13 protein-coding genes are annotated in these 15,064 nt (G+C 75.8%); 11 read left to right on the top strand and 2 right to left on the bottom strand.

Features of this window, described 5'->3' with window-relative positions:
• Position 1: 1 nt before the first annotated feature.
• From ABT026_RS25080 to ABT026_RS25030, 11 genes are all read left to right on the top strand, one after another.
• Positions 2-781: a LamB/YcsF family protein gene (locus ABT026_RS25080; protein ID WP_351117409.1), complete on the top strand. Its 780-nt coding sequence runs from the start codon at positions 2-4 to the stop codon at positions 779-781.
• On the top strand, positions 782-1,396 hold the full coding sequence (locus ABT026_RS25075) for a 5-oxoprolinase subunit B family protein (protein WP_351117408.1): 615 nt from the start codon (positions 782-784) through the stop codon (positions 1,394-1,396).
• A complete protein-coding gene (locus ABT026_RS25070; protein ID WP_351117407.1) occupies positions 1,393-2,262 on the top strand; it encodes a 5-oxoprolinase subunit C family protein in 870 nt (289 codons plus the stop codon). Before ABT026_RS25075 ends, ABT026_RS25070 begins: the two co-directional genes overlap by 4 nt.
• Before the next feature lie 191 nt (positions 2,263-2,453).
• Positions 2,454-3,878, top strand: a complete 1,425-nt coding sequence (locus tag ABT026_RS25065; RefSeq protein WP_351117406.1) for a GlnX family signal transduction membrane protein — start codon at positions 2,454-2,456, stop codon at positions 3,876-3,878.
• Positions 3,879-3,892: 14 nt separating this feature from the next.
• Entirely contained in the window at positions 3,893-5,020 is a 1,128-nt protein-coding gene (locus ABT026_RS25060) for a glutamate ABC transporter substrate-binding protein (RefSeq protein WP_351117405.1), read from the top strand.
• A gap of 95 nt (positions 5,021-5,115) precedes the next feature.
• A complete protein-coding gene (locus ABT026_RS25055) occupies positions 5,116-6,444 on the top strand; it encodes a hypothetical protein (protein WP_351117404.1) in 1,329 nt (442 codons plus the stop codon).
• A gap of 37 nt (positions 6,445-6,481) precedes the next feature.
• Complete coding sequence (locus ABT026_RS25050) at positions 6,482-9,178, top strand: tetratricopeptide repeat protein (protein WP_351117403.1); 2,697 nt, start codon at positions 6,482-6,484, stop codon at positions 9,176-9,178.
• Between the two features lie 11 nt (positions 9,179-9,189).
• Positions 9,190-10,398 (top strand): PP2C family protein-serine/threonine phosphatase, encoded by a 1,209-nt coding sequence (locus tag ABT026_RS25045; protein ID WP_351117402.1) that lies wholly within the window; start codon positions 9,190-9,192, stop codon positions 10,396-10,398.
• 49 nt (positions 10,399-10,447) lie between these two features.
• Positions 10,448-11,818 (top strand): vWA domain-containing protein, encoded by a 1,371-nt coding sequence (locus ABT026_RS25040; RefSeq protein ID WP_351117401.1) that lies wholly within the window; start codon positions 10,448-10,450, stop codon positions 11,816-11,818.
• A 46-nt stretch (positions 11,819-11,864) separates the two neighbouring features.
• Positions 11,865-13,454, top strand: coding sequence for an FHA domain-containing protein (locus tag ABT026_RS25035; protein WP_351117400.1), 1,590 nt, complete (start codon positions 11,865-11,867; stop codon positions 13,452-13,454).
• A gap of 88 nt (positions 13,455-13,542) precedes the next feature.
• Positions 13,543-13,953 carry a globin gene (locus tag ABT026_RS25030; RefSeq protein ID WP_351117399.1) on the top strand — a complete coding sequence of 137 codons (411 nt, stop codon included), beginning with the start codon at positions 13,543-13,545 and terminating at the stop codon, positions 13,951-13,953.
• A 25-nt stretch (positions 13,954-13,978) separates the two neighbouring features.
• Here the strand turns inward: ABT026_RS25030 and ABT026_RS25025 are convergent, their stop codons facing one another.
• Both ABT026_RS25025 and ABT026_RS25020 read right to left on the bottom strand, forming a co-directional pair.
• Positions 13,979-14,632 carry a DUF8010 domain-containing protein gene (locus ABT026_RS25025; protein WP_351117398.1) on the bottom strand — a complete coding sequence of 218 codons (654 nt, stop codon included), beginning with the start codon at positions 14,630-14,632 and terminating at the stop codon, positions 13,979-13,981.
• Complete coding sequence (locus tag ABT026_RS25020; protein WP_351117397.1) at positions 14,629-15,057, bottom strand: acyl-CoA thioesterase; 429 nt, start codon at positions 15,055-15,057, stop codon at positions 14,629-14,631. Before ABT026_RS25020 ends, ABT026_RS25025 begins: the two co-directional genes overlap by 4 nt.
• Positions 15,058-15,064 lie beyond the last annotated feature (7 nt).

Genomic DNA, 15,064 nt, shown 5'->3' with positions numbered 1-15,064 from the left:
GGTGACTTTCGTGCTCATCGACCTCAACGCCGACCTCGCCGAGGGCTTCGGCCGGTGGGAGCTCGGTGACGACGACGCGCTGCTGACCGTGGTGACCAGCGCGAACGTGGCGTGCGGGTTCCACGCGGGTGACCCTTCGGTGATCCGCCGGGCCTGCGAACGGGCCGCCGCCGAGGGCGTCGCCGTGGGCGCGCAGGTGGGGTACCGAGACCTGGCCGGGTTCGGGCGGCGCTTCATCGACATGGAGCCGCGGGCCCTGGCCGACGACGTGCTCTACCAGATCGGCGCGCTGGACGCCCTGGCCCGCGCCTCCGGCACGCGGGTGCGGTACGTGAAGCCGCATGGGGCGCTCTACAACGCGATCGTGCGGCACGAGGAGCAGGCCGCCGCGGTGGTCTCGGCGGTGCGGGACTGGGACCCGGCCTGCGCGGTGCTGGGCCTGCCGGGGTCGCGGTGGCTGGCGCTGGCCGCGGAGGCGGGACTGCGGGTGTTCCGGGAGGCGTTCGCGGACCGGGCGTACACCCCGGAGGGGACGCTGGTGCCGCGGCGCGAGGCGGGCGCGGTGCTGCACGAGGCGCGGGAGATCGCCGAACGGTGCGCGCGGATCGCCCTCGGCGAGCCGGTGGCGGCGGTGGACGGCACGCCGTTGCGGATCGAGGCGGACTCGCTGTGCGTGCACGGGGACAGCCCCGGCGCGGTCGCGGTGGCCCGGGCGGTGCGGGAGCGGCTGGCGGAGGCGGGCGTGACGCTGCGGGCGTTCGCCACGGGCGGGGAGGACTGAGTGCGCGTCCTGCCGTGTGGGGACCAGGGCCTGCTGGTGGAGACGGACTCGCTGGAGGAGGCGCTGGGCCTGTACCGCTCCCTGGAGCGCGCCTCGCCGCCCGGCGTGACGGACCTGGTCCCGGCCGCCCGCACGGTCCTGCTGCTCCTGACCCCGGAGGCGGACCCCGCCCTGGTCGAACGTGAGGTGCGGAAACGGGACTTGACGGGAGCCGAGCGTGAACGGGGCCCGCTGGTCCGCGTTCCGGTGCACTACGACGGTGAAGACCTGCGTGAGGTGGCGGACTTGACCGGCCTGTCGGTGCGGGAGGTGGTGCGGTTGCACACCGGCTGTGAATGGACCGTCGCCTTCGGCGGGTTCGCGCCCGGCTTCGCGTATCTGACGGGCGGGCCGCGGGAGTTGCGGGTCCCTCGCCGGGCCGAGTCGCGGACCCGGGTGCCGGCCGGCGCGGTGGGGCTGGCCGGGGAGTTCAGCGGGGTCTACCCGCGCAGTTCGCCGGGCGGCTGGCAGCTCGTCGGGCGGACGGAGCTGGCGATGTGGCGTGAGGACCGCGATCCGCCGGCCCTCCTGCGGCCGGGGGCGCGCGTGCGGTTCGAGGAGGTGCGGCCCGGGTGACGGCGGCGCTGGAGGTGCTGGCGACCGGTCCGCTGGCCACCGTGCAGGACCTGGGGCGGCCGGGGCTCGCCGCGGTGGGCGTGGGGCTCTCCGGCGCGGCCGACCGGGGCTCCCTGCGGCTGGCCAACCGGCTGGTGGGCAACGAGGAGGGCGCGGCGGGGGTGGAGGTCACCTTCGGCGGCCTGTCCGTCCGGGCGCTGCGGCCGGTGACGGTGGCCGTGACCGGTGCGGTGGGTCCGGTGGACGGTGGCGCGGTGAACGCGGTGACGCACCTGGCCGCGGGCAGCCGGCTCACGCTGGGGACGCCGGCGGAGGGGCTGCGCAGCTACCTCGCCGTCCGGGGCGGGATCACGGTGCCCGAGGTGCTGGGGTCGCGGTCGCGGGACGTGCTCGCGGGGCTCGGGCCGGAACCGCTCGCGGTGGGCGACGTGCTCCCTGCAGGTCCCGCGTCGGGCCCGCCGCCCTGCGTGGACCTGGCGCCGGTGGCCGCGCCGACCGCCGGCGAGGTGGTGCTGCGGGTGTGGCCGGGGCCGCGGGACGACTGGTTCTCGCCCGCCGCCGTACGGGAGTTGCTGTCGGCGACGTGGACGGTGGGAGCGGCTTCCGACCGCGTGGGCATGCGGCTCGACGGGCCCGCGCTGGAGCGGGTGCGGGAGGGCGAGCTGCCCAGCGAGGGGATGGTCCCGGGCGCGCTGCAGGTTCCGCCCGGGGGACGCCCGGTCCTCTTCCTCGCCGACCACCCCGTGACCGGCGGCTACCCCGTGCTCGCCGTCGTCCTGCGCCGTGACCTCGACCGCGCCGCCCAGGCCCGGCCGGGCCAGCCCCTCCGCTTCGTCCTCCCGGCGGGCCGTCCCCCCGACGCCTGAACACCGCGAGCGGCGCGCCGCCGCCCCGGGACCTCCGCCGTGCCGGCCGCCGGCGGTGCGCAGGAACCGTGCGGCAGGCCGGGGGCGTGTGGTGTCGTGGCGGGGCAAGCCGCAGGATCCCGCAACGACCGTGCGTCATCGCCCTGTCACGGCGATACTTGCGGCGACACGATGACCTAGGGGGAGGTCTCATGACGTATCCACAGGCGCCCGGCGCCGTCCCGCCGCCGCCCGCGGCCCCACCGCCCCCGCCACCGGTCCCGGCTCCCGCCCCGTCGGCCCCGCCGCCCCGGCGGACCACCGCCGTGGCGGAGACCGCCACCCGGGTGCGGGCCGCCGCGACCACCGAACCGGGCCGGCTGCGGATCCTCGGCGCGGTCCTCGCGCTGTTGGTGGTCGCCTTCGGCGCCGTCGCCACCTGGCAGACCTCCGCCCGCAGTTCGGCCGCCGACGACGTGCTGCACCACAGCGGCCCGCTGAGCTCGGCCGCCGCCGACGTCTACCGGGCGCTCGCCGGGGCCAACACCGCGGCCTCCGACGGCCTCCTGGCCGGCGGCAACGAGACCCCCGACAGCCGTGAGCGCTACGAGCGGGACATCCGGACCGCGGCCTCGGGCCTCGCCACCGCCGCCGCCAGCTCCGACCCGGACTCGGCGTCCGGCCGCACCGTGGCGCGGCTCAACGAACTGCTGCCCCGCTACAAGGGTCTGGTGGAGCGCGCCCGCGCCAACAACCGGATGGGCTACCCGCTGGCCGGGGCCTACCTGCGGTACGCCGACGACCTGATGCAGGACAAGATGCTCCCGGCCGCCGAGGACCTCTACCACCAGGAGAACCAGCGCCTCACCGAGGACTACGCCGACGCCACGCCCTACCCGTGGTTCGCCCTGGGGCTCGGCGCCGTGGCGCTCGTCGCGCTGGGCCTGGCCCAGCGGCGCGAGTACCGGCGCACCAACCGGGTGCTCAGCCCCGGCCTGGTGACCGCCACCGCGGCCACCGCCGTGGTGCTGCTGTGGCTGCTGGCCGGGCACTCGCTGGCCCGGGCCGGGCTGAACGACTCCTACGAGCACGGCGTGAAGTCGCTGAACGTCCTGAACGACACCCGGGCCGCCTCCCTCCAGGCCCGCGGCGCGGAGAACCTGACGCTGATCAGCCGGGGCGCGGAGACGGTGCGGGTGTCCGACACCGTCCGGCGCGACAAGTTCGAGGTGGCGTTCGAGAAGTCCATGACGGGCCTGTCCCGCGGCCTTCAGGCGGCCGGTCACCTGGCCGACGACCCGCAGGGCGCCGAGCCGGTCGACAAGGCGCACAGCAGCATGCTCGAGTGGCGCAAGCGTCACAAGGAGGCCCGGGCGGCCGACGACGCGGGCGACTACCAGGAGGCCCTCGACCGGATCATCGGACCGGACGAGAAGTCGCCCACCCGGGTCTGCTTCGACAACGTCGACCGGTCCCTCCGGCAGGCGCTGGAGCACGAGGAGAAGGAGTTCGAGCAGGCCGCGTCCGACGGACGCGCCGCGCTGACCGGCCTGCCCGTCGGCGCCGCCGCCCTGGCCGTGCTGGCCGCGGCGGCCGGGCTGCTGGGCATCGGCCGCAGGCTTTCGGAGTACCGGTGAACGGGGGAACGGCGATGCGGCGTCATCAGGGGAACGGGGACGAGGGCGGCGCCCGTGCGCGGCGGCGCCTTACGCGGCGGGGCCGGCGGGTCGCGGGCGTCCTGGCCGGCGTCTGCGCCCTCGCCGCGGCCGGGGCCCTGCTCCTCCCCCGGCTCCCGGGCGCCGGAGCGGACGCCGACGCGGGCCGCACCACGGGCTCGCGCGCGACCGACGGCACCCGCGGCCCAGGCGACGGCACGGAGGGCGGCAGCGGGAGCGGCACCGGCCGCGGCCGCTTCGCCGCCGACGAGAAGTGCGAGCGCCCCGAGGCCCGCAGCCCCGCCCCGTCCAGGGACGAGAGCGGAGAAACGATCCGCGGGATCAAGGAACGCGGCTACCTGCGCGTCGGGGTGGACCAGAACAGCTACGGCTGGGGCTACCGCGACCCCAACAGCACGCAGGAGCGGGTGGAGCTCTCCGGCTTCGACATCGACCTGGCCCACCGGATCGCCGACGCGATCCTCGGCCACCGCGCGCCCGGCGAGCCGTCCAACATCCGCTTCGCCGCCGTCCCGACCAGTGAGCGCATCCCGGCCGTGCAGGACGGCCGGGTCGACATGGTGGTGCGCACCATGACCATCACCTGCGACCGGCTGGACCAGGTCGCCTTCTCCGCGCCCTACTTCACCACCGGCCAGCAGGTCCTCGCCCCGGCGCACTCCGGCATCACGGGCTACGACCGCTCCCTGGCCGGGAAGCGGATCTGCACCGCGGAGGGCTCCACGGCCCGTCTGCGGCTGGAGCGGGACAAGGCGGCGGGGAAGCCGGCGGTCGCGAAGGCGGACATCGGCCCCGTCGTCCCCAACCAGCTGGACTGCCTGGTGCGGCTCCAGCTCGGCGAGGTCGACGCGGTGGTCACCGACAGCGCGCTGGCCGCCAGCCAGGCGGCCCAGGACCCGTCGGTGACGCTGATGGGCGAGGAGTTCACCGAGGAGTACTACGGCGTCGCGATGTCGCTCGAGTCGGAGGACCTGGTCCGCCGGGTGAACGCCGTGCTGCGCGACTACGTCGCGGACGGAGGCTGGAAGCGGGCCTACGACGAGTGGCTGGAGGCGACCATGAAGAAGCCCGCCGACCCGCCTCCCGCCGTCTACCGCGACTGACCCCTGCCCGCCCTGGGCAGGGTCCGAACGGCGCGGGCCGACGGAGCCCCGGGCCGACCGACCGCACGCACCGACTGCGCACTGAGAGGTGATCGATGGGCGACACGGGACACGCCCCGGGTCCGGTGATGGACCGGGACGAGGTGGACCGTGCGCTGGCGCGGCTCGGCGCGGAGCACGAGGCCATGGAGTCCTCGCTTCTCGCGCTGCAGGACCACGCGGGGCGCAGACTGCTCGAAGGGGCCGAGCTCACCGGAGCCACGGAGGAACGCTGGAAACGGGCGGAGGCGTCGATCACCCTCCTGTGGACCTGGTTCGACGCCTACACGGACACCCTGCGCACCGCCCGTGAGCTGCGGGCCCGCCGCCGCTGGGCCGGGCGCGAGGACCTGGTGGCGCTCACCGAACTGCTGCGCGGCCCGAGCGTCACGGTGGCCGGCGCCGCCACCGTGGAGACCGGCGCGCTCGCCGGGACCTCGGCCGTGCGCCTCAGCCGCCGCTACACGCTGGCCGCGCTGGTCGACCGGATGAACGGCCTGTACGCCGCCGCGCTGGACATGGTGGTGGCCGCCGACGCGGTCTGGTCGGCGCTGCCCGCGCGGATCGACATGCTCTCCGCCGAGCTGCGCCGCACCCGGGAGCTGGCCCGCTCGGTGGGCGTGCGTCCCGGCGAGCACCCGGCCGGCGACGACCTGGAGCGGATCACGCGGGCCCTGACCCGGCTGCGCGGGACGGTGATCTCCGACCCGCTGTCCTTCTGGACGCCGGACCGGGGCAGCTCGGCGCCCGGCGCGGGCCGCCCGGACACCACCGTCTACGACCGGTACGCACGCGAACTCGAGGACGTGCGGCGGGAGATCGAGGCGGTGCTGACGGTCCGGCAGGACGCGGAGTCGCGGCTGATGCGGCTGCGGGACGTGCTCAGCCGCGCGGACCGCACACTGGCCGAGGCGCGGCTGGCGCGCGGCGAGGTGCTGGCGAAGATCGCCGCCACCGAGGTGCCCGCGGTGAGCGGGCCGCCGACCGCGCTCCAGGAGGAGCTGTCGACGGCGGCGGAGTACCGGCGCCAGGGCCTGTGGCACCGGCTGTCGCCGCTGCTGGAGGACCTGGAGCGCCGGGCGGAGGAGGAACTGCTGCGCGCCCGCGAGTCGTTGACCGCGGTGACCGCGCCGCTGGCGATCCGCGCCGAGCTGCGCGGACGGCTGGACGCCTACCGGGCGAAGGTGGCCCGGCACGGGCTGGCGGAGGACCCGCTGCTGGTCGAGCGGTACGACATCGCGCGGCGGATGCTGTGGAGCGCCCCCTGCGACCTGCGGGTGGCCGAACAGGCGGTGCTGCGCTACCAGCACACGGCGGTCGAACTGCTGCGGCCCGTGATGCCCACCCAGGACGGGGCGGGGCGGCCGCGGGAGGCCCAGACGTGAGCGCCGACGGAGGGGGAGTTGTGCGGAGGTACGGGGCGTGAGTGACGTGAAGTGCCAGCGGCCGGGCTGCGAGGGGGCCTACGAGGACGTCGGCGGCGGCGAGTTGTACTGCGACCACTGCGGGCTGGCGCCGGTGGTCGCGCCGGACGGCATGGTCGGCGCGGCGCCCACGGGCATCACGGGCCGCATGCCGGGGAGTTCGGGTCGGCCCCCCGGCCCGGGCGACCCGTCGGCCGGCCAGGCGCCGGCCGGCCAGGACCCGGCCCCCACGGCGCCCTCGAACGGCCCCGTCGGCCCGGGCGATGCGGGCGGCACCGCCGGCCCGGGCGGTGCGGCCGGCTCGACGGGGTCCGTGCCGTCGTCGCGGTCGTCACGTTCCTCGTCCCGTTCCCGCCGGTCGGTCTCCGGCCGGCTGTCGGGAACGCTCGGCGGCGCCGCCACGGTCGGCGCGGTGTCGGTGCGCAGCTCCGGCGCCCAGTCGGGCGGTTCGCGCCGCGGGCGGCTGGGCGCGGGCCTGGTCGACGTGCCCGCCGTGCCGCGGCCCGACCCCCGGGCCATGGTGCTGGAGGACCCGCGGGTGCCCGAGCGCAAACGGTTCTGTTCCCGCTCCGACTGCGGCGCGCCCGTGGGCCGCGCCCGCGGCGACCGCCCGGGCCGCACCGAGGGGTTCTGCACCAAGTGCGGCCACCCCTACTCCTTCGTGCCCAAGCTGCGCGGCGGCGACGTGGTGCACGGCCAGTACCAGGTGGTGGGCTGCCTGGCGCACGGCGGACTCGGCTGGATCTACCTCGCCGTGGACCGCGCGGTCTCCGACCGGTGGGTCGTCCTCAAGGGCCTGCTGGACACCGGCGACCAGGACGCGATGGCCGCCGCGATCTCCGAGCGGCGCTTCCTCGCCGAGATCGAGCACGCCAACATCGTGCGGATCTACAACTTCGTCGAGCACCTCGACCAGCGGACCGGGTCCCTCGACGGCTACATCGTCATGGAGTACGTCGGCGGCAAGTCGCTGAAGGACATCGCCAACGGCCGCCGCACGACGGAAGGCAGGCGCGACCCGCTGCCGGTGGAGCAGGCCTGCGCCTACGGCATCGAGGCGCTGGAGGCCCTGGGCCACCTGCACAGCCGCAACCTGCTGTACTGCGACTTCAAGGTCGACAACGCGATACAGACCGAGGACCAGCTGAAGCTGATCGACATGGGCGCGGTGCGCCGCATGGACGACTACGAGTCGGCCATCTACGGCACCATCGGCTACCAGGCGCCCGAGGTCTCCACGCTGGGCCCCTCCGTCGCCTCCGACCTGTACACCGTCGCCCGCACCCTGGCCGTGCTCAGCTTCGACTTCCACGGCTACACCACCGTGTACGCCGACTCGCTGCCCGACCCGGACGACATCGAGGTGTTCCGGCGGTACGAGTCCTTCTACCGCCTGCTGGTGCGGGCCACCGACCCGGACCCGGCGCGCCGCTTCTCCTCCGCCCAGGAGATGGCGGAGCAGCTCACCGGCGTGCTGCGCGAGGTGGTCTCGCTGCGCACGGGACGGCCACGGCCCGCGCTGTCCACCCTGTTCGGCCCGGAACTGCGGGTCACCGACAGCCAGTTGTTCGACGCCGTCGATCCGGTGGTCTCCCGCCTGGGCGTCCGCGCCGACCCGCCGGGCGGACTGCTCGCCCGGCGCCGCCGCACCGCGGCCCCGCTGCCCGCCTCCGCGCCGGTCTTCCCGGCCCAGCGCGGTCCGGTCCTCGCGCCCCCGCCCGACGCGCCGCCGGCACCCCCGGTGTCACCCGGACCGGTGAAACCGGTGGACGCCGCGGCCGCCGCGCTGGCCCTCCCGGTGCCCCTGGTGAACCCCGACGACCCCAACTCCGGCTTCCTGGCCGCGCTGACGACCGCCGCTCCCCAGGAGCTGATCGCCGCCCTCGCCGCGGCGCCCACGCCCTCCCCCGAGTCCCGGCTGCGGCTGGTGCGCGCCCGGCTGGAGGCGGGCGAGGCGGCGGCGGCCGTGGAGGAGCTCACCGGTGTGGCCGCCGAGGAGCCCGACGACTGGCGGGTGGTCTGGTACCGGGGCGTGACGTCCCTGGTCACCGGCGAGTACGTGGCCTCCGCCCTGGCCTTCGACGCCCTCTACGACGCCTTCCCCGGCGAGCCCGCGCCGAAGTTGGCACTGGGTTTGTGCGCCGAGGTGCTGGGGCAGTTGGACAACGCGGCCGAGTACTACCGCCTGGTCTGGTCGACCGATCCGAGCTACGTGAGCGCGGCGTTCGCACTGGCCCGGGTACGGCTCGCGTCGGGCGACCGGGAGGGCTCGGTGGCCGCACTGGAGTCCGTGCCGGAGGCGTCGATCCACTACACCGCGGCCCGGGTCGCCGCCGTCCGGGCGCGTCTTCGGGGGCGTACGGTGGTGGGCGCCGACACGCGGTTCCTCGACGATCTGACCGCCGCCGCCGCGCAGGTGGAGGCGCTGGACGGATACGGCCTGGACGCCGTGCGGCGCGAGCGGCTCTCCGCGGAGGTGCTGGGCTGCGCGCTCGACTGGGTACTCTCCGGAGGCCGGGGCTCCGCACCGGCGGCGTCCGGACGCGGGGTACTCGGCGAAGTACTGGACGAGCGGGGACTCCGTCTCGGCCTGGAACGTTCGTACCGCACGCTGGCCCGTCTCGCGGACGGCGGCGAGGAGAGGATCGACCTGGTGGAACGCGCCAACCGTTACCGTCCCCGGACGTGGGTGTAGTGGTGCCTCCGATGACTGCCGACAAGCACCGTCTGTCCGCCTGTCCGGGCTGCACCGAGCCGGTGGAGCCGGCCGACCTCTTCTGCGGCGCCTGCGGCATGGACCTGTCCGCGGCGGCGGCCCCGGCGGCCGACACGCCGACGGTCGCCCTGCAGACGCGCGACGACACGCCGTCCGCGCCGCACGCCGCCCCCTCGGCCGCCGCCCCGCCGGCCGCCGCCGATCCCGGGACCGACAGCTTCACCCTGCAGCCGCCCGCCCCGCGCTCCGCGGACCCGCGGGAGGCCGTGGCGGCCGCCCCCGGCGCGGGGCAGGCCTGCGTGGCGTGCCGGGCCGGCCGGGTCGACCGGGACGGATACTGCGAGAACTGCGGCCACGCCCAGCCGCGCGAACGGGACCACATGGAGCAGGAGTCCGGGCCCGTCGCCGCGGTCAGCGACCGCGGGCTGCGCCACCACCGCAACGAGGACGCGTTCGCGCTGGCCGTCGCCGCCCTCCCGGACGGCACCCCGGCCTCGGTGGCCGTGGTCTGCGACGGGGTCTCCTCGGCCACCCGGCCCGACGAGGCCTCCGCGGCCGCCTCCCGCACCGCGGCCGACACGCTGCGCGAGGCGCTTCCCCGCGGCACCCACCCGCAGACCGCGATGCACGAGGCCATCCTGGCCGCCGCCCGCGCGGTCGACGCGCTGGCCGGCGAGCCGTCCGAGGCCCGCGAGCACGCGGTCCAGCAGAACGCCCCCGCCTGCACCCTGGTCTCCGCGGTCGTCACCGACGGCCTGCTGGTGGTCGGCTGGGTCGGCGACAGCCGCGCCTACTGGATGCCCGACGACCGCTCGGCCCCGGCCCGGCTCACCGAGGACGACTCCTGGGCCGCGCAGATGGTGGCGGCCAACCTGATGAGCGAGGCGCAGGCGTACGCCGACGAGCGCGCCCACGCGATCACCGGCTGGCTGGGCGCCGACTCCTACGAACTGGACCCGCACACCGCCTCGTTCAAGCCGGACCGGCCCGGTGTGGTGGTGGTCTGCACGGACGGCCTGTGGAACTACGCCGAGGCCGCCGGGCAGATGGCCGAGATCCTCCCCGCCGACGCCGCGACCCGCCCGCTGCACAGCGCCCGGGTCCTGGTCGGTCACGCCCTGGACGGAGGGGGCCACGACAACGTAACAGTGGCGGTGGTGCCGTTCCCCGGGCCCGCCAAGGGGGCAGGATCCGGCTGAGGCGTGCCTGGCCGAGGGAGCCGCGGGCGCGCGAGGGGGCGAAACACGCATGGCGATTCTCTCGAAACCCGACGTGCCACGGTTCTCCGTGGACGTCTACCAGAACGAGTACCTGCCGGAGGGGGCCGGCGAGGTCAACGCGGTGGTGACCGTCACGGCGAGCGGCGGGGGAACCCTCACGGGCCCCGCCTTCGCCGGCGGTCCCGGGGGTCACGGCGGTCCGGGCGGGGGGCCGGACGCCGCCGTGGTGATCATGGTGGACTGCTCCGGCTCGATGGACTACCCGCCGGCCAAGATGCGCGGCGCCCGGGAGGCCACCGCCGCCGCGGTGGACACGCTCCGCGACGGGGTGCGGTTCGCGGTGGTCGGCGGCACGCACGTCGCCCAGGAGGTCTACCCCGGCGAGGGGCGGCTCGCGGTCGCAGGACCGGAGACCCGTGAACAGGCCAAGCAGGCGCTGCGCCGGCTCACCGCGGGCGGCGGCACCGCCATCGGCACCTGGCTGCGGCTGACGGACAGCCTGCTGTCGTCCGCCGACGTGACGATCCGGCACGGCATCCTGCTCACCGACGGCCGCAACGAGCACGAGACCCCCGAGGCCCTGACGTCGGCGCTGGAGCACTGCGCCGGGCGCTTCACCTGCGACGCGCGGGGTGTGGGCACCGACTGGGAGGTCAAGGAGGTGACCGCGATCGCCTCCGCGCTGCTGGGCACCGCCGACATCGTCGCCGACCCGCAGAACCTCGCGGCCGACTTCACCTCGATGATGGAGACGGTGATGGGCAAGGGCGTCGCCGACGTCGCGCTGCGCCTGTGGACCCCGGCGGGCGCGCGGCTGCGCTTCGTCAAGCAGGTCGCGCCCTCGGTCGAGGACCTGACGGACCGCCGCAGCGAGGCCGGACCGCGGGCCGGGGACTACCCGACCGGGTCATGGGGCGACGAATCGCGCGACTACCACGTCTGTGTGGAGGTGCCGCCCGCCGAGATCGGCCGGGAGATGCTCGCCGCCCGCGTCTCGCTGGTGGTGCCGCGCCCCGACGGCGGCGCCGACAGCCTGGGCGCGCAGGGCCTGGTGCGGGCGGTGTGGACCGACGACCTGGCGGCCTCCACCTCCATCGATCCGCAGGTGGCGCACTACACCGGACAGGCCGAACTGGCCGCGGCCATCCAGCAGGGACTGGAGGCCCGCAAGGCGGGCGACGCGGACGCCGCGACCGCCAAACTCGGGCGGGCCGTGCAGCTGGCCGGACTGTCGGGAAACGCCGATACGGCGAAACTGCTTTCGAAGGTGGTGGACGTGGTCGACGAAGCGGCAGGTACTGTGCGACTGAAGACGAAGGTCGCGGAAGCCGACGAGATGACACTGGAGACCCGGTCCACCAAGACCGTACGGGTCACACAGCGACCGCACGAGAGTTGAGAGAGCCGGCCACCGAGCGGCCGGGGGGAGAGGGGGAAGCGCCGACATGCCGACCTGCCCGAACGGACACCAGTCGGGTTCCGACGACTGGTGCGAGGTCTGCGGTCACCGCATGGCGGGTGCCGTGCCCCCGCCGCCTCCGCCGACCGCCGGCGGATACGGTTTCCCGCCGCCGGGCGGCGGCCAGGGGGGCCGCGCCCCGGAGCTCTGCCCGCAGTGCCGCACGCCCCGCGAGGGGATGGCGCCGTTCTGCGAGGAGTGCCGGTGGAACTTTCTCACCAACACGGCGACCTCCTACACGCCGCCGCCCCCGTCCTACGGCGGGGGCCCGGGCGGTCCGGGTGGTCCCGGCGGCCAGGCGCCGCCGCCTCCCGGGGGGAGGGCGTACCAGCCCGACCCGTCGGAGTACCAGGCCTCGCGGCCCTCGCAGCTGAACCGTCCCGCCGAGCCGCTGGGCGGCGAGGCCGGGGGCGCGCCGGCCTCCTTCCAGCAGGGGCGTCCGGGCGCGGGCGGGCCGCCGCCGTCCTTCTACGAACCCGGGCGTGGTCCCGGGGCCCCGGCGGGCGACGACTGGACGCTGCCGCCGCCTGGGGGTCCGGGCGGTCCCGGCCCCGGCGGTCCGGGTGCGCCGGGCGGCTACGGGAACCCTGGTGGTCCCGGCCCGGGCGGTCCGGGTGATCGTGGCGGTTACGGAGGCCCTGGCGGTCCCGGTGGGCCGGGGAGCGGTCCTGGCGGCTTCGGCGGCCCTGGTGGCCCCGGTGGCCCGGGTGAGCGCGGCGGCTTCGGTGGGCCCGGCAACGGTCCCGGTGGCCCGGGCGGCCCTGCGGACCCGTTCGGTCCCGGTGGGCCTGGTGGCCCCGGTGGCCCCGGTGGCCCCGGTGGCCCCGGCAACCCGTTCGGTCCCGGCGGCCCGGGCGGCCCTGGTGGCGGCCCCGGTGGTCCTGCGCACCCGTTCGGCGACCCGGACGGCCCCGGCGGCCCCGGCAACCCGTTCGGCCAGGGTGGACCGGGCGCGCCCGGCGGCCCCGGGGGTCAGGGCGGTCCCGGTGGGCGTGACGCCGCCTTCGGCGGTCCCGGCGCGGGTCCCGCGACCCACCCCGGTCCCCCGCCGTGGCCCGGTGCACCCGGCCAGGGTCAGCCCGGTCCCGGCCCCTCGCACGGTCCGGGCCCCGGTGCTCCGGGCGGTCCCGGTGGCGGGTACGGCTACCCGCAGCCCGGTCCGCCGCAGCAGGCGACCTGGACGGCGACCGTCGGACCGGACCGCGCCTACTTCATGGCGATGATGCAGCGCTCCGGACCGGAGGCCGCCGGGCTCAACCTGCCCGCGTACTCCCCGGAGCAGCACCTGACCCTCACCGGTCCGCAGGTCACCGTCGGACGCCGCCGGCACTCCACCGGCGACACCCCCGACATCGACCTGGCCGTGCCGCCGGAGGACCCGGGCGTCTCGCACCAGCACGCGGTGCTGGTGCAGCAGGCCGACGGGACCTGGGCGGTCATCGACCAGAACTCCACCAACGGCACCACGGTGAACGGCGCGGAGGAACCCATCCAGCCGTTCGTCCCCGTCCCCCTGCGGGACGGCGACCGTGTCCACGTCGGCGCCTGGACGACCATCACCGTCCACCGCGGCTGACAGACCGCCCGCACCCGGTCCCCGCGCCCTTCGGACCTTCGTCCACAGGGCCTGGGGACCGGGTGCGGCCGTCTGAGACGATGGAAGGGTGAAAGAGATTCGGCGCGGCACACTGCAGACGGAGTCCTTCTACGAGCAGGTCGGCGGTGAGGAGACCTTCACCCGTCTGGTCCGCCGCTTCTACGAGGGGGTCGCCGAGGACCCGGAACTGCGGGCCATGTACCCGGAGGAGGACCTGGGCCCGGCCGAGGAGCGGCTGCGGCTCTTCCTCATCCAGTACTGGGGCGGTCCCACGACGTACAGCGAGCAGCGCGGTCATCCCCGGCTGCGGATGCGGCACGCCCCGTTCACGGTGGACCGCGCGGCACACGACGCCTGGCTGCGGCACATGCGCGCGGCCGTCGACGACCTGGATCTCACCGAGGAGCAGGAGCACACGCTCTGGAGCTACCTGACCTACGCGGCCGCCTCCATGGTGAACACCGCCGAGACGGACTGACCCCCGCCTCCCTCGTGGGGGCCGGTCAGAGGACGCCGACGCCCAGGCCGCCCAGGCGGCCGGCCCGGCGCACGGCCACGGAGCCGTAGGGGGTGCGCAGCCTCAGCCAGGAGCCGCAGGACAGGATCTGCGGGTCCGGCCCGGGGCGCAGGAAGCCCAGGGACTGCGCGGCGTGCACGGCCCGGACGGGGAGACCGGTGCCGTCGACGGTGCGGGACCATATGCGGCGCCCGGTGCCGTCCAGTGCGGAGCGGGTGCGTTCCTGAGGGGGGATCTGCTCGACCAACGCGCGGAACTCGGCGACCGCCGCGGCGACCAGCCCCCGCAGCGCCTCCCCGGTCGGCGCGCTCTCGGTGCGCCAGCCGCCGCGCGGCGGCAGCAGCCCGGCCCACGCCGGACCGGTGACGGCGGCCGGGACGACGACCGCGGCCGCCCCCTCGTCCACCGCCTCCAGCAGCTCGCCCGCGGAGACGGTCACGTCCAGGGGCCCGGCCGACTCGGCGAGCCGCACCGCCCGCACCGCGAGGACCTCGAAGGACGCGGGGCTGCCGTAGACGGCCAGCGCCTCCCCGGCGCCCTGGAGCCGCACCGCCGCGGCGCGGTCGTAGTGGAGCAGCCGGGTGAGGAACGCGCAGAGGTCCGCGGCCTCGCCCTCGTCGGCGAACCGGAGCTTCGTCATGAACCGGCGGCCTCGTCGTCCTGGTACTTCTCCAGGAAGTACCGCTCGCCCTCCGTCAGCCGGCGCGGCTGCTGGAGCGCGAAGTCGAAGGGCACCATCACCGTCGACGCCCTGGCGTACACCAGGTCCGGCTCCTCGCCGGACCCGGTGTCCTTGACCTCGTAGGCGAGGGTGAACGAGGCCGCGCGGACCTTCGTCACCCACACCTCGACGTCCACCGGATCGTGCCGGTGGACCAACTGCCGCTTGTAGTCGATCTCGTGCCGGGCCACCACCGTCCCGCGCGCGAAGGCATGGTCCTGGTCCGGGTGGAACAGCATGTCCACCCGGGCTTCCTCCAGGTAGCGCAGGAACACGACGTTGTTGACGTGTCCGTACGCGTCCATGTCGCTCCAGCGCAGGGGACAGCGGTAGACGTGGCGCACGAGTCGA

Source organism: Streptomyces sp. NPDC002734, assembly GCF_040295685.1.
Lineage (GTDB): Bacteria > Actinomycetota > Actinomycetes > Streptomycetales > Streptomycetaceae > Streptomyces.
Note: the sequence above shows the minus strand (reverse complement) of the source record. Positions and strands in the feature narration are given on the sequence as shown.

Coding starts and splice junctions, on each gene's coding strand:
- ABT026_RS25065 (WP_351117406.1), top strand. CDS start 2,454: ATGACGTATCCACAGGCGCCCGGCGCCGTCCCGCCGCCGCCCGCGGCC.
- ABT026_RS25060 (WP_351117405.1), top strand. CDS start 3,893: ATGCGGCGTCATCAGGGGAACGGGGACGAGGGCGGCGCCCGTGCGCGG.
- ABT026_RS25055 (WP_351117404.1), top strand. CDS start 5,116: ATGGGCGACACGGGACACGCCCCGGGTCCGGTGATGGACCGGGACGAG.
- ABT026_RS25045 (WP_351117402.1), top strand. CDS start 9,190: ATGACTGCCGACAAGCACCGTCTGTCCGCCTGTCCGGGCTGCACCGAG.
- ABT026_RS25040 (WP_351117401.1), top strand. CDS start 10,448: ATGGCGATTCTCTCGAAACCCGACGTGCCACGGTTCTCCGTGGACGTC.
- ABT026_RS25035 (WP_351117400.1), top strand. CDS start 11,865: ATGCCGACCTGCCCGAACGGACACCAGTCGGGTTCCGACGACTGGTGC.
- ABT026_RS25025 (WP_351117398.1), bottom strand. CDS start 14,632: ATGACGAAGCTCCGGTTCGCCGACGAGGGCGAGGCCGCGGACCTCTGC.